Source organism: Streptomyces jeddahensis (assembly GCF_001642995.1).
Lineage (GTDB): Bacteria > Actinomycetota > Actinomycetes > Streptomycetales > Streptomycetaceae > Streptomyces > Streptomyces jeddahensis.
The window spans coordinates 1-25,487 of sequence record NZ_LOHS01000092.1; the positions used below are offsets into that span (position 1 = coordinate 1).

Sequence of the window (25,487 nt, forward strand, 5' to 3'; positions counted from 1 at the left end):
CGCCCGGGCTCGACCGAGTTCGGAGTGGAGAGGGCGTCAGGCCGCCCGGAGGTCGACCTGCTCAGCCGGCTACTCCCGCTCCCTGCCAGCCGCGCCGAAAGCGGCCCTCAAGACCCCGGGACGACCGCGATACGACCGGTCGTGACGCCGTCGGCGACGCGTTGTACGGCCTCGGCCGCGGCCGTGAGTGGCACGCGGTCGCTGACGAGCGGCTTGATCGCGCCCTTCGCGGCGAGCTCGGTCAGCTGCTCGTCGCAGTGCAGGACCGCTTGCGGGTCCTTCGTGTTGTACAGGCCCCAGTGCAGGCCGAGGATCGAGTAGTTCTTCACGAGCGCGTGGTTGAGCGCGGGTGACGGAATCGTGCCGCTCGCGAAGCCCACGATGACGATCCGGCCTTCGAAGGCCACGCACTTGGCCGACTGCGCGTAGGCGTCGCCGCCCACGGGGTCGTAGATCACGTCCGCGCCCCGGCCACCGGTGGCCTCCTTGACGGCGGCGACGACATCGTCATTGTGCCGGTCGAGCACGAGGTCGCATCCCAGCTCTCGGGCGACCTTCGCCTTCTCCGCGCCGCCCGCGACGCCGATGACGGTGGCACCCGCGGCCTTTCCGAGCTGCACGGCCGCGCTGCCGACGCCGCCCGCGGCCGCGTGCACGAGCAGCGTCTCGCCCGCCTGGATGCGGGCGCGGCGATGCAGGCCGAACCAGCCCGTCTGGTAGCCGATGTGCAGTGCCGCCGCCTCGGCGTCGTCCAGCGCGTCGGGCGCGGGCAGCAGGGCGGCCGCATCGGCGACGGCGTACTCGGCGAAACCGCCGTACGGGAGCACGGGGTTCGCGAGGACGCGGCGGCCGTCCTCGGTCTCGCCGCAGATCTCCACACCGGGCGTGAACGGCAGCGCGGGCCGGATCTGGTACTGCCCGCGGCACAGGAGCGCATCGGGGAAGTTGACGTTCGCGGCCCGCACCCTGAGGAGGACCTGGCCCTCGCCGGGTACCGGTTCGGGCGTCTCCTCGAGGCGCATCACCTCCCGCGGCTCGCCGTTCTCGTGCACGTGCCATGCCTGCATGCGGGGCCTCCACGGGAGTGTTCGCAGAACCGGACTGAGAACCGCATACTAAGCAGTTGCTTGGACATGTGGGAACCGTCGCGTCCGTCACTGGGCGCGAGAGCTGCAGGATCCGAGGATCCGAGGGGGCCCATGGCGGCGCGAGCGCCGCCCACCCCGGGCCCGGGCCTCAACGGCTGAACAGCTCGAACGCCACCGCGGGCTTTCCGCCGAAGCGCCGGCCCGTGGCCTCGGCGTTGCCGAGGAGGAAGGTGCGGCAGTACGTCTCCGGGTCCTCGTCCGTGAGCGCCTCGATGTAGGTGCGGTGTTCGAGCAGGGAGCGGACCGACCGCTCGAGACCGGGCGTGGCGTCCACGGCGTGGGTCGGCTGGGCGGATCCGGCGACGGCCACCCAGCGCACACCGTTCCACGGTTCGAGGCCCTGGTCGGCCAGCTCCGGGAAGATCCAGCGGTTGCCGGCGTCCGAAGCGGCGTCGAGCGTGGCGCGCCCGACGGCGACATGGTCCGGCGTGTTCCAGGCGACGCCGCCCCAGGTGTCGCGGTGGTTGAGGGTGATGACCAGCTCGGGCCGGTGGCGCCGGATGGCCGCGGCGATGTCCCGGCGCAGCCGGAGCCCGTACTCGATCACGCCGTCCTTGTGGTCGAGGAACTCCACACTCGACACCCCGACGACGGCGGCACTCGCCCGCTGCTCCTGTTCCCGCAGGGGGCCGCATGTGGCGGGCTCCAGCGTGTCGATGCCCGCCTCGCCGCGAGTGGCCAGGACGTACGTGATCTCGCGTCCGGCGTCGGTCCATCCGGCGACCGCGGCCGCGCAGCCGTACTCCAGATCGTCGGGGTGGGCCACGACGGCGAGGGCGCGTTGCCAGTCGGTGGGCATGGGTTCGAGCGGGGGCTCGGTCGCCGGGCCGTTGTGCGGCTCGGTCGTCAGGTCGGGCTGCGGCTCGGTCATGGAACGGAGCCTATGCGCCACGGCCGGTCGGGAGTGCCTGTCCCGAGTACCTTCGCACTACAGGTAACATCCGCCTCCGCGCATCCTGTACCTGCTGTAGCTGCTGTACCTGGGAGGAAATCGGTGGCCCCGCCCTCGGAACCCGGCGTGCTCGCCCGGATGGCCGATCTGCTCGGTGAGACGCCCGCGGAACAGGGCGGCGCCGTGTGGCGGCTGGCCGGCCCGGGACGGCAGTTGGACGCGAACGTGGTGCGTCTGGCGCCCGGGGCCGATGTCGGCGCGCACGCCGAGCCGGATCTCGACGTCCTGCTGTACGTGACGGACGGCGGCGGGCGACTCGACATCGACGGCGGGCGGCACACGCTGGGGCCGGGAAGCCTCACCTGGCTGCCGCGCGGCACGAGCCGGTCGCTGTCGGCGGGTCCGGACGGCATGGTCTATCTCACCGTGCACCGCCGCAGGCCCGGCCTCAGGATCCGTTCGGCCGCACCGGAGCACGAGCCGCAGCGCGAGCCGCGGCGGCAGATCGAGCCGCAGCTCGAGGGCGGACCACAGCCGAAGGGCGGGCCGCAGCCGGAGGGCGGCGAGGCCGCCTGCCTGCTGCACCGTGTCTGCCCCGACTGCGGGCGCCTGGCGCCGGAACGCGACGCCCTGTACTGCAGCCGGTGCGGCACCCGCCTGCCGTCGGAGTGACGCCCCGGCCGGCGTCAGCGCGCGTGACCGCCCCGCCCGACGCCAGCGCGTGACTGCCCCGCCCGGCGTCAGCGCGCGGACAGGCTGGAGCGGCGCACCACGAGCTCCGGCTGGAGCACGACCCGCCTGTGCTCGTGCGGCGCCGACGCCGTCTCCGCCTCCGTCTCCTCGAGCAGGAGCTCGGCGGCCAGCGCGCCCAGGGTCACCGCGGGCTGGCGGACCGAGGTGAGCGGTACGGCAGCGGCGGCCGCGAACTCGATGTCGTCGTAGCCGACGATCGCCAGGTCGTCCGGCACGCTCACGCCGGCCGCGAACATGGCCTGCAGGACACCGAGCGCGAGCAGGTCGTTGGCGCAGAACACGGCCGTCGGGCGATCGGCGAGCCCGAGCAGCCGGGCCCCGGCGTCACGGCCCGCGGCCACGTCGAGCCGCTCGGTGGGCAGTTCGCGCAGCGCGTCGGGACCCAGGCCGGCCTCGGCGAGCGCATTGAGGGCACCTGTCCGGCGGTCCGCGACCTGGTTGAGTCCGGGCGGCCCGCTCACATACGCGATGGAGCGGTGCCCCGCGTCGACGAGATGCCGTACGGCCAGCGCGCCGCCCACCACGTCGTCGACCGAGACCGAGCACTCGGTGGTGCCCTCGGCGACCCGGTCGACGAGCACGAACGGGATGCCGTGGCGGCGGAACGTCTCGATGTTGCGTCCCGTCGCGTCGGCAGGCGTCAGCAGCACGCCGCGCACCCGCTGCTCGGCGAAGAGCGACAGGTACTCGGCCTCCTCGCCTGCGCTCTGCGCGCTGTTGCAGACCATGACACCAAGACCGGCGTCCCGCGCGGCCCGCTCGGCGCCACGTGCCACGTCCACGAAGAAGGGGTTGCCCATGTCGAGGACGAGCAGGCCCATGATCCGGCTGCGGCCGGCCCGCAACTGGCGGGCCGACTCGCTGCGCACATAGCCGAGCCGGTCTATCGCGGACAGCACCCGCGCCCGGGTCTCCGATGCGACGCTGTCCGGACGGTTGATGACGTTCGAGACCGTGCCGACGGACACTCCGGCGGCGCGGGCGACGTCCTTGATACCCACCGACTGGGCCATCGGGCGAGGACCTCCAAGAGGATGCGGAGCGGCGGGTGCGCGTTCACATTACCTTCGTGGCGCACCCGCCACGGTCACGCCGGTCACGGTTTCCCGATCACGACGTTTCCGTTCAGGTGGGCAGGCGGAAGTTGAGGTTGCGCAGCGCCGAGGGCGTCGTACCGCTGGACTTCTCCTGGTACATGATCGACAGGAAGTTGTCCTGCGCGATCCGCGTCTCGTCGATCACGACCTCGCCGAAGGCGTTGAGCCCGGCACTGACGCCGTCGTACAAGATCGTCCAGTCCGTGTACCCGGACGCCTTGGACGCTCCGGCTATACGGCAGAAGGGGAAGATCGCGTACGCGTTGTCGTACTTGTCGAGGATCAGCTTGGTGCGCTGGCTGGAGTTCAGCGGGACCGGGATCTCGGTCTTCTGCCAGGTGCCGGAGGAGTTCTTGCGGACGTGGAAGGCACGGCCGTTGGCGGTGCGATCGGCAACGTAGTTCGTCGTGCACTGACCGAACCGGCCGGGCACATAGCTGATGATCGCGTGCGGCAGACCGGCCGAGTCGGTGAACTGGCTCTCCTGGTTCATCAGCGAGTGGTCCGGGTTGAGCGGGTCCACGACCAGCCCGGAGTCGGTGACGGCGACCTTGTCGGAGCCGCCGGTGGTGCCCACGACGGTGCCCGCGTTGTTGCGCCAGGTGCGGCCGCGGTCGTCGGAGTAGACGTAGCCGGTGTCGTGGTTGGTGATGCCGCCGCTGCTGCACATCACTGCGCCGTTCTGCTCGCGCCACGTGAAGAAGGAGTGCAGGCGGCCGTTCCTGTCGTAGTCGATGCCGTGCAGGTACATGTTGCGGGCCGTGCTGGAGCCGTGCTCGCTGGTGTACGTGCCGGTGGAGCTGGTCCACTCGCCGAGGTTGGTCCAGGACGTGCCGTCGTACTCGGCGAGGGCGTTGCGGCCGTTGCCGGAGATGGCGACGCGGTAGCTCAGCTGGAGCTTGCCCTCGGGCGTCGAGATGAACTGCGGGTAGGTGAACTGCGAGGTGAGCGCGAGTCCGTCGAGGGTGGACTGCGGTGCGCCGAAGCGGCTCGCGGTCCAGCTCAGTCCGGACGGGTTGTCCACGAGCCCGGCCACCGACTTGACGTAGGTGAAGCCATCGCTGTGGGAGTCCATGTTGAGGTGCAGCCGACCGTCGACCTTGGAGATCCCCATGGAGATGACATTGTGGGAGTCGTTGTACCGCAGGGTGTGGCCCACCTTGACGGTGGACCAGGTGCTCGAACCGAGCACACGGCGGCCCACGACGGCGTTCCGGTCGGCGGTGTACCAGACGGCGTACTGGTAGCCCTTGTAGGTCAGCAGCCCGTTCTTCTGGAACGAGTTGTTGTTGACCAGGCCGTCGTAGGAAACGAAGTAGATGGCCTGGGTGTCGAGTGTGGTGCTCCCGGTCAGGGTGACCGAGGGGCCGGGGTCGGCGGCCCGTGCCGTGCTAGTGACTGCCACGGCACTGAGCCCCGACGCGAGAGCGGTGGCCAGCAGGGTACGTCGTCTCATGTCCGCTTGCTCCTGAGATGCGGGGTGTGTCAGGCAAGGTGGAACACTTCGGTGAGGGGTTTCATGGCCTCGTCGGGCCGGGCGCCGTCCAACGACTCGAAGAACGGCGCCATCTCCGCCTGCCAGCGGGCGTTGACGTCGGTGGCCTCCATGCCGGCCTGGGCGGCCGCGAAGTCCTCGGTCTCCAGATAGCCGACCAGCAGGCCGTCCTCGCGCAGGAACAGCGAGTAGTTGTGCCAGCCGGTGGCCGAGAGCGCTTCGAGCATCTCGGGCCACACGGCGGCGTGCCTCTCGCGGTACTCGTCGAGGCGGTCCGCCCGGACCTTCAGCAGAAAGCACACGCGCTGCATCAACGACCCTCCGGGTCCTAGAAGGTGAGTCCTAGTGGGTGAGGCCTAGAAGTTGAACTGGTCGATGTTCTTCTTGTCGAACACGGTCGGCTTGCCGAGGCTGATCACGCCGTCCTTGCCGATGGTGAACGTCCCCATGTCACCGGCCTTGAAGGTCTCGCCCTCCTTGCCCGTGATCTGCCCGGAGACCAGGGCGACGGCGGTGCGGGCGGCGAGCTCGCCGAGCTTGGCCGGGTCCCACAGCTCGAACGCCTCGACGGTGCCGTTCTTGACGTACTTGCGCATGTCGTTCGGGGTGCCGAGGCCGGTCAGCTTGACCTTGCCCTTGTACTTCGAGCCGGACAGGTACTGGGCCGCGGCCTTGATGCCGACCGTGGTCGGGGAGATGATCCCCTTCAGGTTCGGGTACTCCTGGAGCAGGCCCTGGGTCTGCTGGAAGGACTGCTGGGCGTCGTCGTTGCCGTACGCGACCTTGACCAGCTTGATGTCCTTGTACTTGGGGTCCTTCAGCTCGTCCTTCATGTAGTCGATCCAGAGGTTCTGGTTCGTCGCGGTCTGCGCGGCGGAGAGGATCGCGATCTCGCCCTTGTAGCCGATCTGCTCGGCGAGCAGCTGCACCTCGGTGCGGCCCAGGTCCTCGGCGGATGCCTGCGACACGAAGGCGTTACGGCAGTCGGCCTTGGTGTCGGAGTCGTACGTGACGACCTTGATGCCGTTCTTCATGGCCTGCTTGAGCGCGGTGCACAGGGCGCCCGGGTCCTGCGCGGAGACGGCCATCGCGTCGACCTGCTGCTGGGTGAGCGTGTTGACGTAGGAGACCTGTCCGGAGGTGTCGGTGGCGCTGCTCGGCCCGACCTCCTTGTAGGTGGAGCCCAGCTCCTTGAGGGCCGCCTCGCCGCCCTTGTCGGCGGAGGTGAAGTACGGGTTGTTGACCTGCTTGGGCAGGAACCCGACGGTCAGGCCCTTCTTGAGCTCCGCGTTCGGGTCGGCCTTGCCGGCGGAGGCGGAGGAGCCACTGTCGTTCTTGACGTCGTTCTTGGTGGTGCCGCCGCAGGCGGTGGCCGCGAGGGCGAGGGAGGTGACGGCGGCGAGGGCCGCGCAGGTACGGCGGATGGATGCCTTGCGCATGACGGGGTCCTTTACGGGGTGAGTGGGTGCGCCCCAAAGGGGCGCGGGGCGGTATCGATATGCGGCTCCGCCGCGCGGGCGCGACCAGCCACAGACGGCCCGCAGATTTTCGAACTGCCTATCCAGCGGAGCGTGCCGCCCTCGCGACCGAGATCTGACGTGCGACCCGGGGGCCGAGCACGGAGAGGACGAGCAGGACGCCGGTGACGACGATCTGCGACTGGGCGGAGACGTCCTGGAGACTCATCACGTTCTGCAGCGCGCCGAGCAGGAAGACTCCCGCGATTGCACCGCCGAGCGTGCCCTTGCCGCCGTCGAAGTCGATGCCGCCGAGGAGCACCGCGGCGATGACGGCCAGTTCGAGGCCGGTGGCGTTGTCGTAGCGGGCGCTGGCGTAGTGCAGCGCCCAGAAGACACCGGTGAGCGAGGCCATCAGGCCGGTCATGGTGAACAGGATCAGCTTCTGCCGCTTGACGCGGATGCCCGCGAACCGGGCGGCCTCCTCGCTGGCGCCGATGGCGAACAGCGACCGGCCGAACGGGGTTGCGTGCAGCACGACCACGGCGATCGCCAGCAGCACCAGGAAGGGCAGGAACGCGTACGGGATGAAGGTGTCGCCGATGCGTCCGGCCGCGAAGTCCAGGTACTGCGTGGGGAAGTCGGTCACGGCGTCCGAGCCGAGGACGATCTGGGCGATGCCGCGGTAGGCGGCGAGCGTACCGATCGTGACGGCGAGAGACGGCAGCCCGAGCCGGGTCACGAGCAGGCCGTTGATCAGACCGCACACCGCACCGAGCAGCAGGCACAGCGGGATGATCGTCTCGATCGTCATCCCCTGGTTCCACAGCGCGCCCATCACAGCGCCCGACAGTCCGGCCGTGGAGGCGACGGAGAGGTCGATCTCGCCGGAGACCACGAGCAGGGTCATCGGCAGGGCGATCAGCGCGATCGGCAGCGTGTTGCCGATCAGGAACGACAGGTTGAGGGCGTTGCCGAATCCGTCGACGAAGCCGAAGGACAACAGGAGCACGACGATGAGGAGGGCGCCGACGACCGTGTCCCAGCGGACGGCGCGCGCGAGCGACGAGTCAGCCATGGCGGGCGTTCCTCTTCTTCAGGGCGGACGCCACGCGCAGTGCGACCACACGGTCCACGGCGATGGCGAGGATGAGCAGGATGCCGTTGATGGCGAGCACCCAGACGGAGCTGACGCCGAGGGCGGGCAGCACGCTGTTGATCGAGGTCAGCAGCAGCGCGCCGAGGGCGGCGCCGTAGACGCTGCCGGACCCGCCGGTGAAGACGACGCCGCCGACCACGACCGCGCTGACGACGGTGAGTTCGTAGCCGTTGCCCGTGCCGGAGTCCACGTTGCCGAACCGGGCGAGGTACATCGCGCCCGCGAGGCCGGCGAGGGCTCCGCAGAAGGTGTACGCGGCCAGGATCCGCTTGCGGACCGGGATGCCGGCGAGCCGCGCGGCCTCCGGGTTGGAACCGAGAGCGTACAGCTCTCGTCCGCTGCCGAAGTGCTTGAGGTAGTACGCGGTGGCGACCAGGACCGCGAGGGCGATCAGCGCCAGGTACGGCACAGCGGAGATGCCGCCGGAGCCGAAGTCGACGAATCCGCCCGGGAGGTCGGCCGCGGTGATCTGGCGGGAGCCGACCCAGATGGAGTCGATGCCGCGGATGATGTAGAGCGTGCCGAGGGTGACGACGAGCGCGGGCACCTGGCCGAGGCTGACGAGCAGCCCGTTCAGGAGGCCGAAGCCGACGCCGAGCAGCACCGCCAGGACGATCGCCACGACGGAGTTCCCGCCGCCCTGGAGATAGGTGCCGGCCGCGAAGGCGCTGATGCCGAGCGTCGAGCCGACCGAGAGGTCGACGTTCCGGGTGATCACGACCAGCGACTGGCCGGTGGCGACCAGCACCAGGATGGTCGCGTTCAGCAGCAGGTCCTTGATGCCCTGCTCGGACAGGAACTCGCTGTTGCCCGCCTGAGTGATGGCGATCATCACCAGGAAGACCAGCAGGATGGCGAGTTCGCGCATCTTGAAGACGCGGTCGACGAGGCGGGTGCCGCTGGACTTGGGTATCTCGGCTGCGGGTGCGGGGTTGGGAGCGGTCACCGTCACGCGGCTGCCCTCCCGGTTGCTGCGGCCATCACGGATTCCTCGGTGGCTTCGGAGCGTGGGATCTCGGCGGTCAGCCGGCCCTCGTGCATCACGAGCACGCGGTCGGCCATGCCGAGGACCTCGGGCAGGTCGGAGGAGATCATCAGGACGGCGACCCCGTCGGCCGCCAGCTGGCTGAGCAGGCGGTGCACCTCGGCCTTCGTGCCGACGTCGATGCCGCGGGTCGGCTCGTCGACGATCAGCACCTTGGGGCCGGTGGCCAGCCACTTGGCGAGGACGACCTTCTGCTGGTTGCCGCCGGACAGCGTGGACACCGCGTCGGCGATCCGCGCGTACTTCACCTGCAGCTTGACCGCCCAGTCGAGGGAGCGGCTGCGCTCGGCGCCCCGGTTCATCAGGCCGGCCTTCACGGTCGTGCGCAGGCCGGTGAGCCCGATGTTCCGCTCTATGGACATGTCCATCACCAGGCCCTGGGCGCGCCGGTCCTCGGGCACGAGGGCCAGCCCGGCGGCCATGGCGGTGGACGGTGCGCCGTTCGTCAGTGCCTTGCCGTCGACCTCGACCTCACCGGCGTCCCAGCGGTCGACGCCGAAGACGGCCCGGGCGACCTCGGTGCGGCCGGCGCCGACGAGCCCGGCGAGGCCGACGATCTCACCGCGCCGCACCTCGAAGGAGACGTCGGTGAACACGCCCTCGCGGGTCAGACGGCGCACGCTCAGCGCCACCTCGCCCGCCTGCACCTCCTGCTTGGGGTACAGCTCGTCGAGATCGCGCCCGACCATCCGCCGTACGAGGTCGTCCTCCGTCATGCCGTCCAGCAGCTCGCTGGAGATCCAGGCGCCGTCCCGCAGGGTCGTGACCCGCTGGCAGATCTGGAAGATCTCCTCCAGGCGGTGCGAGATGAACAGCACCGCGGCGCCCTGCTCGCGCAGGGTGCGGACGACGCCGAAGAGGCGTGCCACCTCGCTGCCGGTGAGGGCGGCCGTCGGCTCGTCCATGATCAGGACGCGGGCGTCGAAGGAGAGCGCCTTGGCGATCTCGACGATCTGCTGGTCGGCGATGGACAGGCCGCGCGCCGGGCGATCGGGGTCGAGTTCGACACCGAGGCGCTGCATCAGGGCCAGGGTCGCGGCGTTCGTGGCCTTGTGGTCGATGCGTCCGAGGGCGCGCCGGGGCTGGCGGCCCATGAAGATGTTCTCGGCGATCGACAGGTCGGGGAAGAGCGTGGGCTCCTGGTAGATCACGGCGATGCCCGCGTCGCGGGCGTCGGCCGGACCGTGGAAGACGGTGGGCTCGCCGTCCAGCAGCACCTGACCGGCGTCCGGTCGGTGGACGCCGGCGAGCGTCTTGATGAGAGTCGACTTGCCCGCGCCGTTCTCGCCGGCGAGTGCGTGCACCTCGCCGGGGAACAGTTCCAGGGACACGTCCCGCAGAGCGCGCACGGCGCCGAAGGACTTGGACACGTCCTTGAGCGCCAGCACGGGGGACGGACCCGTGTCGGACCGTTGGGTCATGGGGGGCTCCTCAACGACGCGGGCGGAGCGGCCTCACGACGTCGTGAAAGGTTTCAACTAGGTTGCCGGGACGTTAGGCATGCCCTGGAGGTCGCGTCAATGGGTCCGAGTCCAAATTTTCGACGCCATAAGGTCACAAGGGAGTCACGAAGGCCCGTCTTTGCCAGAAGGGTTGACAGCCCCTCGGGGTGCTCATAGCTTCCCTCTCTGAATCGATTCAGATTATTCAGAATGCGTCTTCCAGACCCGACGTCACAGGAGCCCCGAAGTGACCGAGCTCGCCGCGGTGAAGGCCGCGCTCAAGACCCAGGCCGTCGAGACGCCGTCGTGGGCGTACGGGAACTCAGGGACCCGCTTCAAGGTGTTCGCCCAGCCCGGGGTCCCACGGAATCCGCGGGAGAAGCTGGACGACGCGGCGAAGGTGCACGAGTTCACGGGGGTCGCGCCCACCGTGGCTCTGCACATCCCGTGGGACAAGGTCGACGACTACGGGGCTCTTGCGAAGCACGCGGAGGAGCGCGGCCTGAAGCTGGGCGCGATCAACTCCAACACCTTCCAGGACGACGACTACAAGCTCGGCAGCATCTGCCACCCCGATGCGGCGGTGCGCCGGAAGGCCGTTGATCACCTGCTGGAGTGCGTCGACATCATGGACGCCACCGGGTCGAAGGACCTGAAGCTGTGGTTCGCGGACGGCACGAACTATCCCGGCCAGGACGACGTCCGCGAGCGCCAGGACCGCCTCGCGGAGGGCCTGGCCGAGGTCTACGAGCGGCTCGGCGACGACCAGCGCATGCTGCTCGAGTACAAGTTCTTCGAGCCCGCCTTCTACACGACGGACGTCCCGGACTGGGGCACGGCGTACGCGCACTGCCTCAAGCTCGGCCCGAAGGCGCAGGTCGTCGTGGACACCGGGCACCACGCGCCCGGCACCAACATCGAGTTCATCGTCGCCACGCTGCTGCGCGAGGGGAAGCTCGGCGGCTTCGACTTCAATTCCCGCTTCTACGCGGACGACGACCTGATGGTGGGCGCCGCGGACCCGTTCCAGCTGTTCCGGATCATGTACGAGGTGGTGCGGGGCGGGGGGTTCACGCCTGATGTGGCCTTCATGCTCGACCAGTGCCACAACATCGAGGCGAAGATCCCGGCGATCATCCGGTCGGTGATGAACGTGCAGGAGGCGACGGCGAAGGCTCTGCTCGTCGATCGCGAGGCGCTCGCCGCGGCTCAGCGGTCCGGTGACGTGCTGGGGGCGAACGCCGTGCTGATGGACGCGTACAACACGGACGTGCGGCCGCTGCTGCGCGAGGTCCGCGAGGAGATGGGGCTGGACGCCGACCCCATCGCGGCGTATCTCGCCTCCGGCTGGGCGGAGAAGATCGCCGAGGAGCGCGTCGGAGGGCAGCAGGCGGGTTGGGGAGCCTGATCTTCGTCTGCCGGGTCAGGCCGGTGGCAGTCTGCGGGCCGTGTCTGGCTGGTCGCGCAGTTCCCCGCGCCCCTATAGGGCGCCCTCTCTCAGAGCGCATCTGAGCACACGTACCCACGTTTCATGAAGGACTGATCACACACCATGGCACCCCACCCCGAAGCCGCCGCCCTCCTGGCGCGGTCCCATCGGCTTGGCTCCGACCCTCGCAACACCAACTACGCCGGCGGCAACGCCTCCGCGAAGGGCACCGACACCGATCCCGTGACCGGCGGTGACGTCGAGCTGATGTGGGTCAAGGGTTCGGGCGGCGACCTCGGCACGCTCACCGAGGCGGGCCTGGCCGTGCTGCGGCTGGACCGGCTGCGCGCGCTCGTCGACGTCTACCCGGGTGTCGAGCGCGAGGACGAGATGGTCGCCGCGTTCGACTACTGCCTGCACGGCAAGGGCGGCGCCGCCCCGTCCATCGACACCGCGATGCACGGCCTGGTGGACGCGGCCCATGTCGACCACCTCCACCCCGACTCCGGTATCGCACTCGCCTGCGCCGCCGACGGCGAGAAGCTGACCGCCGAGTGCTTCGGCGACAGCGTGGTCTGGGTGCCGTGGCGCCGGCCCGGGTTCCAGCTCGGCCTGGACATCGCGGCGGTCAAGGAGGCCAACCCGCAGGCCATCGGCTGCATCCTCGGCGGGCACGGCATCACGGCGTGGGGCGCCACGGCCGAGGAGTGTGAGCGCAACTCGCTGCACATGATCCGCACCGCCGAGGCGTTCCTCACCGAGCGCGGGAAGGCCGAGCCGTTCGGTCCGGTCATCGAGGGATACGAGGCGCTGTCCGAGAGCGAGCGCCGTGAGCGGGCGGCGGCCCTGGCGCCGTACGTCCGGGCCGTCGCATCGCAGGACCGCCCGCAGGTCGGCCACTTCACCGACTCCGACGTCGTCCTCGACTTCCTCGCGCGCGCCGAGCACCCGCGCCTCGCGGCCCTCGGCACGTCCTGCCCGGACCACTTCCTCCGTACGAAGGTCAGGCCGCTCGTCCTCGACCTGCCGCCGACCGCTCCCCTCGACGAGGCGATCGCCCGCCTCAAGGAGCTGCACGCCGAGTACCGCGAGGAGTACGCGGCCTACTACGAGCGGCACGCGGAGCCCGACTCGCCCGCGATGCGCGGCGCGGACCCGGCGATCGTGCTGGTCCCGGGCGTGGGCATGTTCTCGTTCGGCAAGGACAAGCAGACGGCCCGCGTGGCCGGCGAGTTCTACGTCAACGCGATCAACGTGATGCGGGGCGCCGAGGCCGTCTCGACGTACGCGCCGATCGAGGAGTCGGAGAAGTTCCGCATCGAGTACTGGGCCCTTGAGGAGGCGAAGCTCCGGCGGATGCCGAAGCCCAAGCCGCTCGCCACGCGCGTGGCGCTCGTGACCGGCGCGGGCAGCGGCATCGGCAAGGCGATCGCGCACCGGCTGGCCGCGGAGGGCGCGTGCGTGGTGGTCGCGGACCTCAACGCGGAGAACGCGGCCGCCGTCGCCGAGGAGCTGGGCGGTCCCGACAAGGCCGTCGCCGTCACCGTCGACGTGACCAGCGAGGAGCAGATCGCCGAGGCGTTCAAGGCCGCGCTGCTCGCCTTCGGCGGCGTCGACCTCGTCGTCAACAACGCCGGTATCTCGATCTCCAAGCCGCTCCTCGAGACCACGGCCAAGGACTGGGACCTGCAGCACGACATCATGGCGCGGGGTTCGTTCCTGGTCTCCCGCGAGGCGGCGCGCGTCATGCGGGACCAGGGCCTGGGCGGCGACATCGTCTACATCGCCTCCAAGAACGCGGTCTTCGCCGGCCCGAACAACATCGCGTACTCCGCGACCAAGGCCGACCAGGCCCACCAGGTGCGGCTCCTTGCGGCCGAGCTGGGCGAGCACGGCATCCGCGTCAACGGCGTCAACCCCGACGGTGTGGTGCGCGGCTCCGGCATCTTCGCCGGCGGCTGGGGCGCACAGCGCGCGGCGACGTACGGGATCGAGGAGGAGAAGCTCGGCGAGTTCTACGCCCAGCGCACCATCCTCAAGCGCGAGGTGCTGCCCGAGCACGTGGCGAACGCCGTGTTCGCGCTGACGGGCGGGGACCTGACGCACACGACCGGGCTGCACATCCCCGTGGACGCGGGTGTCGCGGCCGCCTTCCTGCGATGAGCGCGAGGACGGCGGGGTCGTTCGCCGCGGTCGACCTGGGCGCGTCCAGCGGACGCGTCATGGTCGGCCGCGTCGGCCCCGGCACCCTGGAGCTGACGGAGGTCCACCGCTTCCCCAACCGGCCGGTGCGGCTGGCCGAGGGGCTGCGGTGGGACATCCTCGCCCTGTACGCGGGCGTGCTGGACGGTCTGCGGGCGGCCGGGCAGATCGACTCGGTCGGCATCGACAGCTGGGCTGTCGACTACGGGCTGCTGGACGCGGACGGCGCGCTGCTCGGCAACCCGGTGCACTACCGCGACTCCCGTACCGAGGGCATTGCGGAGAAGGTGTGGGCGACGGTCCCGGCGGACGAGCTGTACGCGGCGACCGGGCTGCAGTACGCGCCCTTCAACACGCTGTACCAGCTGGTGGCGGCCCGGGACACCGCTCAACTCGCCGCCGCCGAACGCCTGTTGTTGATCCCCGACCTGATCTCGTACTGGATGACCGGCGAGGCGGGCACGGAGCTCACCAACGCCTCCACCACGCAGCTGATCGATCCACGCACGCGTGACTGGTCGTATGACACGGCGGCCCGGCTCGGCATCGACCTCGGCCTCTTCGCCCCGCTCCGGAACCCCGGCGACCCGGCGGGCCAGCTGCTGCTGCACGTCCTGGAGGAGACGGGGCTGACCGGCCCGGTGCCGGTGACCGCGGTCGGCTCGCACGACACCGCGTCCGCCGTGGCCGCAGTACCTGCGACGACGGACCGGTTCGCCTACATCTGCACCGGCACCTGGTCGCTGGCCGGCCTGGAGCTCGACGCGCCCGTGCTGACCGAGGCGAGCCGCGCGGCGAACTTCACCAACGAGCTCGGGCTCGACGGCACGGTCCGCTACCTGCGCAACATCATGGGCCTGTGGCTGCTGCAGGAGTGCCTCCGCTCCTGGGGCAATCCGGATCTGACCGCGCTGTTGCGGGATGCGGCCGCGGTGGAACCGCTGCAGGCGGTCGTGGACGCGGGGGACGCCGTGTTCCTCGCCCCGGGGCGGATGCCGGAGCGGATCGCCGACGCCTGCCGGGCGACCGGCCAACCGGTGCCCGCGACGCCCGCCGAGACCACGCGCTGCATCCTCGACTCACTCGCCCTCGCCCACCGCCGGGCGATCGCGGAGGCCCAGCAACTCGCCGACCGCCCCGTCGACGTCGTGCACATCGTGGGCGGCGGCGCGCACAACGAGCTGCTGTGCCAGCTGACGGCCGACGCGTGCGGGCTGCCGGTGGTGGCGGGCCCGGCGGAGGCCGCAGCACTCGGCAACGTCCTGGTGCAGGCGCGGGCCCACGGCCTCGTCGGCGACCGCACGGCAATGCGTGAACTCCTCGCTCGTACACAGCCGTTGCGGCGCTACGAGCCCATGGGCGACGCTGCCGCGTGGCGTGCGGCGGAGGCCAGGATCGCCGCACCGTGACTCGGGGAACAGGAGGGGACGGCGGGAGGGTGTCACAGCGGGTCTCCCGCGGCACCCTCCCGCCGCGTACTCTGCACTCATCCGATGATCCATTTCAGAGGAACACGAAGGAGCCGCGATGCGTGTCGCACTGTTCCTGACCTGTGTCAACGACACGCTGTATCCGGATACCGGCCGCGCCGTGGTGAAGCTGCTGACCAGGCTCGGTTGCCAGGTCGACTTCCCGATGGCGCAGACATGCTGCGGGCAGGCGCACTACAACACCGGGTACCGGCATGAGGCCGAGCCCCTCGCCCGGCATTTCTCCGATGTCTTCCGCGACTACGACGCGATCGTGACGCCGTCCGGCTCCTGCGGGGCGATGGTGCGCGAGCTGTATCCGCGGATGGGTGAACGGGCGCGGGCGGAGGGCCGCGGCGACGGACTCGCGACCGCGCTGGCACCGGTGGTCCCCAAGACGTACGAGCTCACCGAGTTCCTGGTGGACGTCCTGAAGGTGACGGACGTGGGCGCGTACTACCCGCACAAGGTCACGTACCACCCGACCTGTCATGGTCTGCGCGGTCTCGGCCTGGGCGATCGGCCGCACAGGCTCCTGCAGGCCGTCAAGGGGCTGGAGCTGGTCGAGCTGCCCGGCGCCGAGGAATGCTGCGGCTTCGGCGGCACCTTCGCGCTGAAGAACTCCGACGTGTCGGCCGCGATGGGTGCCGACAAGGTGCGCAACGCCGAGTCCACGGGTGCCGAGGTGCTGTGCGCGGCGGACAACTCGTGCCTCATGCACATCGGCGGCACGATGGGACGGCTGCGTACGGCGATGCGTCCGGTCCACATCGCGGAGATCCTGGCGAGCACGGAAGAGGAGCCCCTGGCATGAGCGGGACCTTCGTAGGCATGCCCGCGTTTCCGAAAGCCGCGCACGACGCCGTGCGCAACAAGACCCTGCGCGGCAATCTGCGGCACGCGACGCACACCATCCGCGACAAGCGCGCCCGCGCCGTCACCGAACTCGAGGACTGGGCGCGGCTGCGCGAGGCGGGCAAGCAGATCAAGGACCACACGCTGCGCCATCTCGACCGCTACCTCGTGCAGTTGGAGGAGGCGGTCACCGCGGCGGGCGGCATCGTCCACTGGGCGGCCGACGCCGACGAGGCCAACCGCATCGTCACGTACCTCGTGAAGGCCACCGGCGAGACCGAGGTCGTCAAGGTCAAGTCGATGGCGACCCAGGAGATCGGGCTGAACGAGGCCCTCGAGGCCGAGGGCATCCACGCCTACGAGACCGACCTGGCCGAACTCATCGTGCAGCTCGGCAAGGACCGCCCCTCGCACATCCTCGTCCCGGCCATCCACCGCAACCGGGGCGAGATCCGCGACATCTTCAAGCGCGAGATGGGCGAGTGGGGCCGACCGGCCCCCGAGGGCCTCACCGACACACCCGCCGAACTCGCCGAAGCCGCCCGCCTGCACCTGCGGGAGAAGTTCCTGCGCGCCAAGGTCGGCATCTCCGGCGCCAACTTCATGGTCGCCGAGACCGGCACCCTCGTGGTCGTCGAGTCCGAGGGCAACGGCCGTATGTGCCTGACCCTCCCCGAGACGCTGATCTCGGTCGTCGGCATCGAGAAGATCGTGCCCACCTGGCAGGACCTGGAGGTGTTCCTCCAGACCCTCCCCCGCTCGTCGACGGCCGAGCGCATGAACCCGTACACGTCGATGTGGACCGGCACCACGGACGGGGACGGACCTCAGACCTTCCATCTGGTCCTGATCGACAACGGCCGCACCGACACGCTCGCCGACCAGGTCGGCCGCCAGGCGCTGCGCTGCATCCGCTGCTCGGCGTGTCTCAACGTCTGCCCGGTGTACGAGCGGGCGGGCGGCCATGCGTACGGCTCGGTGTATCCAGGCCCGATCGGCGCGATCCTGAGCCCGCAACTGCGCGGCACGGAGAGCGAGATCGACGCCTCGCTGCCGTACGCCTCGTCGCTGTGCGGCGCCTGCTACGAGGTGTGCCCGGTGGCGATCGACATCCCGGAGGTGCTGGTGCATCTGCGGGAGCGCGTGGTCGAGGGCGGCCCGGTCACCCGGAAGGGTGCGAAGGTCGTGCTGAAGCCCGCGAAGGGGCACGCCGCCGAGCGGGCGGCGATGCGTGCGGCACGCTGGGCGTTCAGCCACCCGGGCGCGCTGCGCACGGGTCAGCGGCTGGCCTCGCGCACGCGCCGGCTCCATCCGCGGTCGCTCCCGGGCCCTGGCCAGGCATGGAGCGCGAGCCGGGACATTCCGGCGGTACCCGCGGAGCCGTTCCGCGACTGGTGGCAGCGTACGCACGGTGGGAAGGACGACGCGAAGTGAGCAGCAGGGACCTGATCCTGGGCCGGGTGCGTCGCGCGCTGGCCGACGTGCCGCAGGACGACACGCCGTACGAGCAGGCCATCGACCGAGCGTATCTGCGCGAGCACGGCGACCGCACGACGGAACAGACCGTCGACCTGCTCGCCGAGAACCTCGCGGACTACCGGGCGATCGTGCACCGCACTGACGCCGACGGCCTGCCCGGTCTGATCGCGCGGCTGCTCGCCGAGCGCGGCTCGCGGACGGTCCTGGTGCCGGACGGCCTGCCCCCGCAGTGGCTGACCGAGGCGGCCGACGCGACGCGTGTCCCCGACCGCGCGGCGAGCACCCCGCACGAGCTGGACGAGATCGACAGCGTCGTCACCGGCTGCGCGGTGGCCGTCGCCGAGACCGGCACGATCGTTCTCGACGGGGGCCCCGACCAGGGCCGCCGCCGTATCACCCTCGTCCCCGACCACCACGTCTGCGTCGTACGCGTGCCCGGCCAGGTCGTCTCCTCGGTCCCCCAGGCCCTGGAGCGGCTGACCCCGGGGCGTCCGCAGACCTGGATCTCCGGTCCGTCCGCGACCAGCGACATCGAACTGGACCGGGTGGAGGGCGTACACGGTCCGCGGGCGCTGGAGGTCGTGCTGGTCAGCGAGGAGTGACGACGCGGCCGACCACGACGTCCTCACCGAATGTGCCACTCTGGTGTGTAGGTGCCCTACCAGTCCTGGACGGCTGGTCCCCCAGCGCAGGGGTTCGGCGCCCTCACCGTCGCCGAGTGTGTCCGGGACCTCCACCTGCCGATACTGACGGCATCGGACGGGAGGCAACATGAGGACCCGCAGGTTGCACGCCATCGCCGCCATGGCCGCGGGACTCATGGTCACAGCCCTCGCAGGCTGCGGTGGAAACGGCGGGGCAGGCGGTGACAGCTTCACGATCGGCCTGCTGCTTCCGAGCTACGGGCGCCCTCGTTTCGATCACTTCGACCGGCCCCTGATCGAGAAGAGGCTGAAGGAACTGTGCGCTCGTTGCAAGGTCGAGTACGCCAACGCCGGCGACGATGCGGCAGTCCAGCGGCGCCAGATCGACACCATGATCACCAAAGGTGCGAGCGTCCTGATCCTCGATGTCGTCGACCCGAAGGCGCTCCGCTCCTCGGTCGAGGCGGCCCACAAGTCGGGTGTCCCGGTCGTCGCCTACGACCGGCTCGCCCAGGGCCCTGTCTCGGGCGTGGTCACCTTCGACGGTATGCAGGTCGGCAGGCTGCAGGGTGAGGCGCTGCTCAAGGCCCTCGGCGACAAGGCGGACCGCAGCCAGATCGTCATGATGAACGGCGATCCGACCGGCCCCAACGCGGAGTGGTTCAAGAGGGGCGCACTGTCCGTCCTCCAGGGCAAGGTGAAGATCGGCAAGTCCTACGACACCGTCGACTGGCAGTCGGAGAACGCCCACGACAACATGTCCCGCGCCCTGGCCGCCCTGGGCCCGGGCGGGATCGACGGCGTCCTGGCGGCCAGCGACTCCATCGCCACCGGCGCCATCTCGGCGCTCAAGGGGGCCCACGTCACACCGCTGCCGCCTGTCACAGGTCAGGACGCCGACCTGGACGCTGTGCGGCGCCTCGTCAGCGGTGAGCAGTACATGACGGTGTACAAGCCCTTCAGGAACCAGGCCGGCGCCGCTGCCGCCATGGCCGTCGCCCTGGGGCGCGGCGATGACGTGGGCGGCATCGCCACAGGCACCATCGACAACGCCACCACCAAGGACATCCCGAGCGTACTGCTCACCCCTGTCCCCGTGACCGTCCGCGACATCAAGGACACCCTCATCAAGGACGGCCTGTACACGATCGACCAGATCTGCATCCCCAAGCTCCGGGCCGCCTGCGACAAGGCCGGGCTCACCTGACACCACATACCCGGGAACAGGCCACCGCCGTTCAGGCGGCTGCCCGCCAGCCGAGTGCCGGGCCCAGCTTGGTGGCGATGTCGGTGAGGATCTGCACGTAGTCGTCGTGGTCGAAGGTGAACGGCAGCGCGAACGCGACCTCTTCGATCTCCCGGAACGCGGCGTGGGCGTAGAGCTGCTCGGCGATCTCCGCGGACGTGCCGACGAGGTCGGGCGCGAACATCATGCGCGCCGGGCCCTGGGGCGCCGCGGTTCGCGGCATCCGCTTCTCGGCGTACGCCTCGTACTTCGCGCGCTGTTCCGGCGATGCGGAGTCGGTGGGGATGACGACGAGTCCCTGTGAGACCCGGGCCCGGTCGCCGTCGGGGTGGTGGGCGCGGAAGGTCCGGATGTGCGACAGCTGGGTCTCGGCGAAGTCCTCGGACTCCTCCGCCTTGACGACGCTGCTGGTCAGGAGGTTCATGCCGTGCTCACCGGCCCACTGAGCCGACCGGAGGCTGCCACCGCCATACCACATGCGGCGGCCCAGGCCGGCGGAGTGCGGCTGGACGCGGTCCGAGAAGACCTCGAACCCCTCGACGCCGCTGAAGTCGGTGGCGGGCTTGCCGCGCACGAAGTCCAGCAGCCGCTGCACGCGGTCGTAGCTGAAGTCCTCGATGTCGGCGGTGTCTGGGTAGAGCGCGTGCTTGACCTGGTCGTAGTGCATCGGCGGGCCCACGCTGACGCCCGGATTGAGGCGGCCCCCGGACAGGATGTCGACCGTCGCGAGGTCCTCGGCCAGGCGCAGCGGGTTCTCCCAGCCCAGGGGGATGACCGCTGTGCCGAGCTCGATGCGGCTGGTGCGCTGTGAGGCCGCCGCCAGGACGGCGACGGGCGAGGAGATGCCGTACTGCAGGTGACGGTGGCGCACCCAAGCGCTGTCGAAGCCCAGCTGCTCACCCAGTTCGATGATCTCGAGTGTCGACTCGTGGCCGCGGCGGGGGTCGCCCTCGTCGAACAGCCCGATGGTCAAGAAGCCCAGCTTCCGCAGGGGTTCCGAGGTCGGCGGCACGGGCTCCTCCATCGTCCGCGGCATGTTCGTACACCAGTGCAGTGCAGTACTGTGCCGATTCTGGCAGGCCGTCCCGGCGGGGACCCACGCGGAATCCATCGCTTCATCGTCTATTCATATTTCACACCTTGCATGGTTATGCGTGTTAATGCGTGTCGCAGTGGTGCATCTCCAGGTGCGGTCGTAGCGTCGACACAGGAGCCAAGCTGTGGAGGGGAGCCACCATGCAGACACACAAGCGGAGGACAGCGGCCACGCTCTGTGCGGCTGCCGCACTCGCAGCAGTCGTGCCGGCATCCGCCTCCGCAGGAGCATCGTCACCACCGCCCGAACCCGATCCGGTCCTGGTCGACTGCTTCTTCGACCCGCAGGTCCGCCCCGAGGACTTCATCCTCGCCTGCGGGGACGGCAACAACCGGCTCGTCGACCTCCGATGGTCGGCCTGGGGACCGGCGTTCGCCGAAGCCCGCGGGGTCGACCTCGTGAACGACTGCCAGCCGTACTGCGCAGCGGGCAAGTTCCACGCCTACCCGGTCACCGTGCGGCTCGACCGCCCCCAGCCGTGGGAGAGGGATCCCCAGCAGGATCGCTACACCCGGATGCGTCTCGTGTACACGGACGACAGGCCGGCTCAGGCGCAGAAGGAAGAGACGTTCAAACTCTGGGACTGACGCAGGCCCTCACGTGGATCGAGGTGAGTCCGGAGCGGTGGCCGTGCGCTGCGCGGCCGCGGCACGGTGCCGGAAGACGTGGCGGTACGCCTGCGGCGAGATGGTGGTGAGGCGCCCGAAGTGGTGCCGCAGGTTGGCCGCGGTGCCGAAGCCGGTGCGCCGGGCGATGGACTCCACGGGGTCGTCGGTGGTCTCGAGGAGTTCCTGGGCCAGCCGTACCCGCTCCTGGAGGATCCACTGCAGCGGGGTGGTGCCGAGCACCTCGCGGAAACGGCGGGCGAAGGTCCGCTCGCTGAGGTGCGCGGCGCGGGCGAGCCCGGCGACGGTCAGCGGCTCGTGCAGGCGCTCGCGTGCCCACTCCAGTACGGGCGCGAGGCTGTCGTTCTTGCGTTCACGGGCCAGCGGCTTGGCGTACTGGGTCTGGCCTCCCTCGCGGTGCGGCGGTACGACCATGCGGCGCGCGACCTCGTTGGCGACCGCGGAACCGTGGTCGAGCCGGACCAGATGCAGGCAGAGGTCGATGACGGCGCCCGTGCCGGCCGAGGTGTAGACGGTGCCGTCCTCGATGTAGAGCGCAGTCGGGTCGTACTGGACGTCGGGGAAGCGGTGCCCGAAGTCGACGGCGTTCATCCAGTGGGTGGTCGCCCGCCGGCCGTCGAGGAGCCCGGCGGCGGCGAGCACGTACGCGCCGCTGCACAGGGACACGATGCGCCGGCCCCGCTCGTGAGCCGTACGGACCGCCTCCACCAAAGGCCCCGGTGGGGCGGTCTGGACGCGGCGGGAGCAGGCGGCCACGACGACGGTGTCGGCCCCGATGAGATCGTCGAGGCCGTAGGGGGTGTCCAGGCTCAGTCCGGCCGTGGTGCGCAGCGGACCCGGTTCGGCGGCGCACAGCCGCAGGTCGTACCACGGGTCGGCGATGTCGCTGCGGTCGGTGCCGAAGACCTCGCAGGGCACGGCGAGTTCGAAGGTGGGGGCGGCGTCGGTCACCGCGACGGCCACGACGTGCCGCATGGGCCGGTCGGCGTTCATGGCAGGAATTTAGCGTATACCGGCGTTTCTGCCGATGGCCGACGAGGACCGGTGCCCGCGAGGCTGATCGGCATGCAGAACACAACGATCAGTGCCACGCGGGGGCGGCTCACCGCGGTCCAGGGCACCGCGCTCTACGTCGGCGCGGTACTCGGCACCGGCGTCATCGCCCTGCCCGCGCTCGCCGCCGAGGTCGCTGGTCCGGCCTCGCTGCTGGCCTGGCTCGGACTCGTCGTCCTGTCCGCGCCGCTGGCCGCGGCCTTCGCCGCCCTGGGCGCGCGGCACCCGGACGCGGGCGGCGTGTCGACGTACGCCCGGCTGGCGTTCGGCGAGCGGACCGCGGCGGTGGTGGGCTGGTGCTTTTACCTGGCGATACCTCCGGGCGCGACGGCCGCCGCTCTCTTCGGCGGGTCGTATGTCGCCGCGGCCCTGGGCGGAGGGACGGTGACCACGGTGGTCACGGGTGGCGTGCTGATGAGCACTGTCACGGCGATCAACATGGCCGGGGTGCGGATGACCGGCCGCCTGCAGTCCGTGCTCTTCGGACTGCTCATCGCCCTGTTGGCGGCCGCCGTCGTGCTGTCCCTGCCGCACGCGAAGACGGAGAACCTGCAGCCGTTCGCGCCGCACGGCTGGGCGGCCGTCGGGCCCGCCGCGGTCCTGCTGGTGTTCAGCTTCGCGGGATGGGAGGCGATCGCGCATCTGGCCGGGGAGTTCCGCGACCCGGCCCGCGATCTTCCGCGGGCCACCTCCTTCGCGGTCGTGATCGTGGGCGTGCTGTATCTGGCGGTGGCGTGCGCCGTGATCGCGGTGCTCGGCAGCGGCGCGGCCCGGTCCGACGCGCCGCTCGGCGACCTCATGGCCCGCGGCCTAGGCGGCGGCGCCCGCCCCCTCGCCGCGCTGGCCGCCGTACTGCTCACCCTCGGCACCATGAACGCGTACTACGCCAGCGCGGCCAAGCTCGGAGCGGCCCTCGGGCGGGACGGCGTGCTGCCCGGCTGGTTCGCGCGGGGCAGTACGGCCGGCGAGACACCGCGCCGCAGCCTCGGCTTCGTCTCCGCCCTCGCCTTCCTCGCCCTGCTCGCGGTGACGGTGACGGGTGTGGGCGCGCGGCCGGTGGTGCTGCTGTCGACGGGCTCCTTCGTCGCGGTGTACGCGATCGGCGTGGCCGCCGCGATCCGCCTGCTGCCGCGGCGCAGTGCGGGACGTGCGGCGGCCTGGGCCGCGCTTGCCGCCGTGGCGCTGCTGCTTGCCCTGTCCGGCGTCTACCTGATCTGGCCCCTGCTGGTGGCAGGCGCCGCCCTGCTGTCCGTGCGTCTGAACCGCAAACGGCGACGCCCGGCCCTCCTTCCCGACGCCGACACCGACTCCGACACCGATCGCGACACCGGTCCGCTGGGGACCACCGACGACGATCCCGTACGGATGGCCGACCCCTGCCCATGAACACCCGTCAGAGTCAGACAGGCAGTCGCGGCACGCTCTCCACCAGACGACGGGTGTAGGGGTGAGCGGGAGCGCCCAGCACCTGTGCTGTGTCGCCCTGTTCGACGATGCGGCCACGCTCGAGGACCGCAGTGCGTTCGCACAGCGAGGCGACCACCGACAGGTCGTGGGAGACCATGACGAGGGTCAGGCCGCGCTCTTCCTTCAACTCGCCCAGCAGCTCGACGACTTTGACGCGGGTCGTGACGTCGAGTGCGCTGACGGGTTCGTCCGCGAGCAGTACGCGCGGGTCGCAGACGGTGGCGCGGGCGATGGCGATGCGCTGCCGCTGGCCGCCGGAGAACTCGTGGGGATACCGCTCGGCGGCGTCGGCGGGCAGCCCGACCCGCTCCAGCGCCTCGGCCACCTTCAGCACGGCCGTCCGCCGGCTGTCGATGCCGAGGGAATGCAGTGGTTCCGACACGATGTCGCCGACGCGCCGGCGCGGGTCGAGCGACGAGTACGGATCCTGGAACACGCACTGCACGCTGCGCCTGAAGCGGCGCATCTGTGCGCGGTCGCGCAGGTTCAGCCGGTCGCCGTCGAAGCGGACGGCGCCCGCGGTGGGCCGGGCGGGCCCGAGCAGCAGCCGCAGCAGAGTCGTCTTGCCCGCGCCCGACTCGCCGACGAGGGCAAGGCTCTGCCCGGCCGCTACGCTCAGGGAGACGTCCTCGACGACGGGCGCGGCGCTTCCCCGGTAGGCGAAGGAGGCGGCGCTCAGCTCCAGTACGGGCGTCATCGCACGCTCCCCAGGTCAAGGGCCGATTCCAGTTGCCGCGCGCTGGCCACCAGCGCCCGGGTGTACTCCTCGCGCGGGGCCCGCACGATCTCGCGCACGCCGCCTTCCTCCACAGCGCGGCCGTCCTTCATCACCAGGACGCGGTCGGTGACCTTCGAGACGACGGCGAGGTCGTGGCTGACGAAGAGGACGGCCATCTCCCGTTCTCGTACGAGGGTGTCGAGCAGGTCGAGCATCTCGGACTGCACCGTGACATCGAGGGCGGTGGTGGGCTCGTCCGCGATGAGCAGCTTCGGGTCGCAGGCCAGCGCCATGGCGAGCGCGGCGCGCTGCCGCTGGCCGCCGGAGATCTCGTGCGGGAAGGCCCGGGCGATGCGGTCGGGCTCGGGCAGCCGCACCTGCTCCAGCGCTTCTGCCACGGCCCGCTTGAGCGCGGTGCCCTTCAACTCGCGCCTTCTGGCGAGCGGTTCGGCGATCTGCTTGCCGACGCGCATCAGCGGGTCGAGTGCGGTGAGCGGCTCCTGGAAGACGATGGCGGCGTCCCGGCCGCGTACGCCGGTGAGCTGCTTCTCGCTCGCGCCCACGATCTGGGTGCCGGCGAGTTCGACGCTGCCGGTGGCCTTCATCCCATCGGGCAGCAGGCCGAGCACGGCGAGCGTGGTCAGCGACTTTGCCGTTGAGGGCCTCGGTGACGCCCTGGCCGCCGCCGGCGGTGTTGTCGACGTTCTGCGGCTCG

The 25,487-nt window shown here is 70.5% G+C and carries 23 protein-coding genes; 10 read left to right on the plus strand and 13 right to left on the minus strand.

Features of this window, described 5'->3' with window-relative positions:
* Window positions 1–107 precede the first annotated feature (107 nt).
* Window positions 108–1,067 carry an NADPH:quinone oxidoreductase family protein gene (locus tag STSP_RS21070; RefSeq protein ID WP_067280341.1) on the minus strand — a complete coding sequence of 320 codons (960 nt, stop codon included), beginning with the start codon at window positions 1,065–1,067 and terminating at the stop codon, window positions 108–110.
* A gap of 169 nt (window positions 1,068–1,236) precedes the next feature.
* Window positions 1,237–1,947, minus strand: a complete 711-nt coding sequence (locus STSP_RS21075) for a PIG-L deacetylase family protein (RefSeq protein ID WP_067280518.1) — start codon at window positions 1,945–1,947, stop codon at window positions 1,237–1,239.
* 195 nt (window positions 1,948–2,142) lie between these two features.
* Here STSP_RS21075 and STSP_RS21080 point away from each other — a divergent pair, with 195 nt between their 5' ends.
* Window positions 2,143–2,712, plus strand: coding sequence for a cupin domain-containing protein (locus STSP_RS21080; protein WP_067280342.1), 570 nt, complete (start codon window positions 2,143–2,145; stop codon window positions 2,710–2,712).
* A 68-nt stretch (window positions 2,713–2,780) separates the two neighbouring features.
* On the opposite strand, the gene STSP_RS21085 is transcribed toward STSP_RS21080, so the two are convergent.
* The 7 genes from STSP_RS21085 to STSP_RS21115 form a co-directional block, all read right to left on the minus strand.
* Entirely contained in the window at window positions 2,781–3,806 is a 1,026-nt protein-coding gene (locus STSP_RS21085) for a LacI family DNA-binding transcriptional regulator (protein ID WP_067280344.1), read from the minus strand.
* A gap of 112 nt (window positions 3,807–3,918) precedes the next feature.
* On the minus strand, window positions 3,919–5,346 hold the full coding sequence (locus STSP_RS21090) for a BNR repeat-containing protein (protein ID WP_067280346.1): 1,428 nt from the start codon (window positions 5,344–5,346) through the stop codon (window positions 3,919–3,921).
* A gap of 29 nt (window positions 5,347–5,375) precedes the next feature.
* A complete protein-coding gene (locus STSP_RS21095) occupies window positions 5,376–5,696 on the minus strand; it encodes an L-rhamnose mutarotase (protein ID WP_067280349.1) in 321 nt (106 codons plus the stop codon).
* A gap of 45 nt (window positions 5,697–5,741) precedes the next feature.
* Window positions 5,742–6,824: a rhamnose ABC transporter substrate-binding protein gene (gene rhaS, locus STSP_RS21100; protein WP_067280352.1), complete on the minus strand. Its 1,083-nt coding sequence runs from the start codon at window positions 6,822–6,824 to the stop codon at window positions 5,742–5,744.
* 118 nt (window positions 6,825–6,942) lie between these two features.
* Window positions 6,943–7,920 carry an ABC transporter permease gene (locus tag STSP_RS21105; protein ID WP_067280355.1) on the minus strand — a complete coding sequence of 326 codons (978 nt, stop codon included), beginning with the start codon at window positions 7,918–7,920 and terminating at the stop codon, window positions 6,943–6,945.
* Window positions 7,913–8,953: an ABC transporter permease gene (locus STSP_RS21110; protein ID WP_067280358.1), complete on the minus strand. Its 1,041-nt coding sequence runs from the start codon at window positions 8,951–8,953 to the stop codon at window positions 7,913–7,915. Before STSP_RS21110 ends, STSP_RS21105 begins: the two co-directional genes overlap by 8 nt.
* Window positions 8,950–10,467 carry a sugar ABC transporter ATP-binding protein gene (locus tag STSP_RS21115; protein WP_067280359.1) on the minus strand — a complete coding sequence of 506 codons (1,518 nt, stop codon included), beginning with the start codon at window positions 10,465–10,467 and terminating at the stop codon, window positions 8,950–8,952. Before STSP_RS21115 ends, STSP_RS21110 begins: the two co-directional genes overlap by 4 nt.
* Window positions 10,468–10,735: 268 nt before the next feature.
* Here STSP_RS21115 and rhaI point away from each other — a divergent pair, with 268 nt between their 5' ends.
* The 7 genes from rhaI (at window position 10,736) to STSP_RS21150 (ending at window position 19,773) form a co-directional block, all read left to right on the plus strand.
* Window positions 10,736–11,896, plus strand: a complete 1,161-nt coding sequence (rhaI, locus tag STSP_RS21120; RefSeq protein WP_067280362.1) for an L-rhamnose isomerase — start codon at window positions 10,736–10,738, stop codon at window positions 11,894–11,896.
* Window positions 11,897–12,040: 144 nt separating this feature from the next.
* On the plus strand, window positions 12,041–14,080 hold the full coding sequence (locus STSP_RS21125; RefSeq protein WP_067280366.1) for a bifunctional rhamnulose-1-phosphate aldolase/short-chain dehydrogenase: 2,040 nt from the start codon (window positions 12,041–12,043) through the stop codon (window positions 14,078–14,080).
* Complete coding sequence (locus STSP_RS21130) at window positions 14,077–15,528, plus strand: rhamnulokinase (protein WP_067280369.1); 1,452 nt, start codon at window positions 14,077–14,079, stop codon at window positions 15,526–15,528. The genes STSP_RS21125 and STSP_RS21130 overlap by 4 nt, the downstream gene beginning before the upstream one ends.
* Before the next feature lie 118 nt (window positions 15,529–15,646).
* Window positions 15,647–16,402 carry a (Fe-S)-binding protein gene (locus STSP_RS21135; protein WP_067280372.1) on the plus strand — a complete coding sequence of 252 codons (756 nt, stop codon included), beginning with the start codon at window positions 15,647–15,649 and terminating at the stop codon, window positions 16,400–16,402.
* Window positions 16,399–17,877 carry a LutB/LldF family L-lactate oxidation iron-sulfur protein gene (locus STSP_RS21140; protein ID WP_067280373.1) on the plus strand — a complete coding sequence of 493 codons (1,479 nt, stop codon included), beginning with the start codon at window positions 16,399–16,401 and terminating at the stop codon, window positions 17,875–17,877. Before STSP_RS21135 ends, STSP_RS21140 begins: the two co-directional genes overlap by 4 nt.
* The gene (locus tag STSP_RS21145) at window positions 17,874–18,524 is read left to right on the plus strand and encodes a LutC/YkgG family protein (protein WP_067280376.1); all 651 of its coding nucleotides are present in this window, start codon (window positions 17,874–17,876) and stop codon (window positions 18,522–18,524) included. The genes STSP_RS21140 and STSP_RS21145 overlap by 4 nt, the downstream gene beginning before the upstream one ends.
* A gap of 169 nt (window positions 18,525–18,693) precedes the next feature.
* Complete coding sequence (locus tag STSP_RS21150; RefSeq protein WP_067280377.1) at window positions 18,694–19,773, plus strand: sugar ABC transporter substrate-binding protein; 1,080 nt, start codon at window positions 18,694–18,696, stop codon at window positions 19,771–19,773.
* Between the two features lie 31 nt (window positions 19,774–19,804).
* Here the strand turns inward: STSP_RS21150 and STSP_RS21155 are convergent, their stop codons facing one another.
* On the minus strand, window positions 19,805–20,824 hold the full coding sequence (locus STSP_RS21155; RefSeq protein WP_067280521.1) for an LLM class flavin-dependent oxidoreductase: 1,020 nt from the start codon (window positions 20,822–20,824) through the stop codon (window positions 19,805–19,807).
* Window positions 20,825–21,048: 224 nt separating this feature from the next.
* Between STSP_RS21155 and STSP_RS21160 the strand changes: the two genes are divergently transcribed.
* A complete protein-coding gene (locus STSP_RS21160) occupies window positions 21,049–21,495 on the plus strand; it encodes a hypothetical protein (protein ID WP_067280379.1) in 447 nt (148 codons plus the stop codon).
* A gap of 9 nt (window positions 21,496–21,504) precedes the next feature.
* On the opposite strand, the gene STSP_RS21165 is transcribed toward STSP_RS21160, so the two are convergent.
* On the minus strand, window positions 21,505–22,527 hold the full coding sequence (locus STSP_RS21165; protein WP_107441363.1) for a GlxA family transcriptional regulator: 1,023 nt from the start codon (window positions 22,525–22,527) through the stop codon (window positions 21,505–21,507).
* A 72-nt stretch (window positions 22,528–22,599) separates the two neighbouring features.
* Between STSP_RS21165 and STSP_RS21170 the strand changes: the two genes are divergently transcribed.
* The gene (locus STSP_RS21170; protein WP_078067379.1) at window positions 22,600–23,973 is read left to right on the plus strand and encodes an APC family permease; all 1,374 of its coding nucleotides are present in this window, start codon (window positions 22,600–22,602) and stop codon (window positions 23,971–23,973) included.
* Window positions 23,974–23,986: 13 nt separating this feature from the next.
* On the opposite strand, the gene STSP_RS21175 is transcribed toward STSP_RS21170, so the two are convergent.
* Together STSP_RS21175 and STSP_RS21180 are read right to left on the minus strand one after the other, a co-directional pair.
* Window positions 23,987–24,751: an ABC transporter ATP-binding protein gene (locus STSP_RS21175; RefSeq protein ID WP_067280381.1), complete on the minus strand. Its 765-nt coding sequence runs from the start codon at window positions 24,749–24,751 to the stop codon at window positions 23,987–23,989.
* Window positions 24,748–25,401, minus strand: coding sequence for an ATP-binding cassette domain-containing protein (locus tag STSP_RS21180; RefSeq protein WP_232789737.1), 654 nt, complete (start codon window positions 25,399–25,401; stop codon window positions 24,748–24,750). Before STSP_RS21180 ends, STSP_RS21175 begins: the two co-directional genes overlap by 4 nt.
* Window positions 25,402–25,487: the final 86 nt, after the last annotated feature.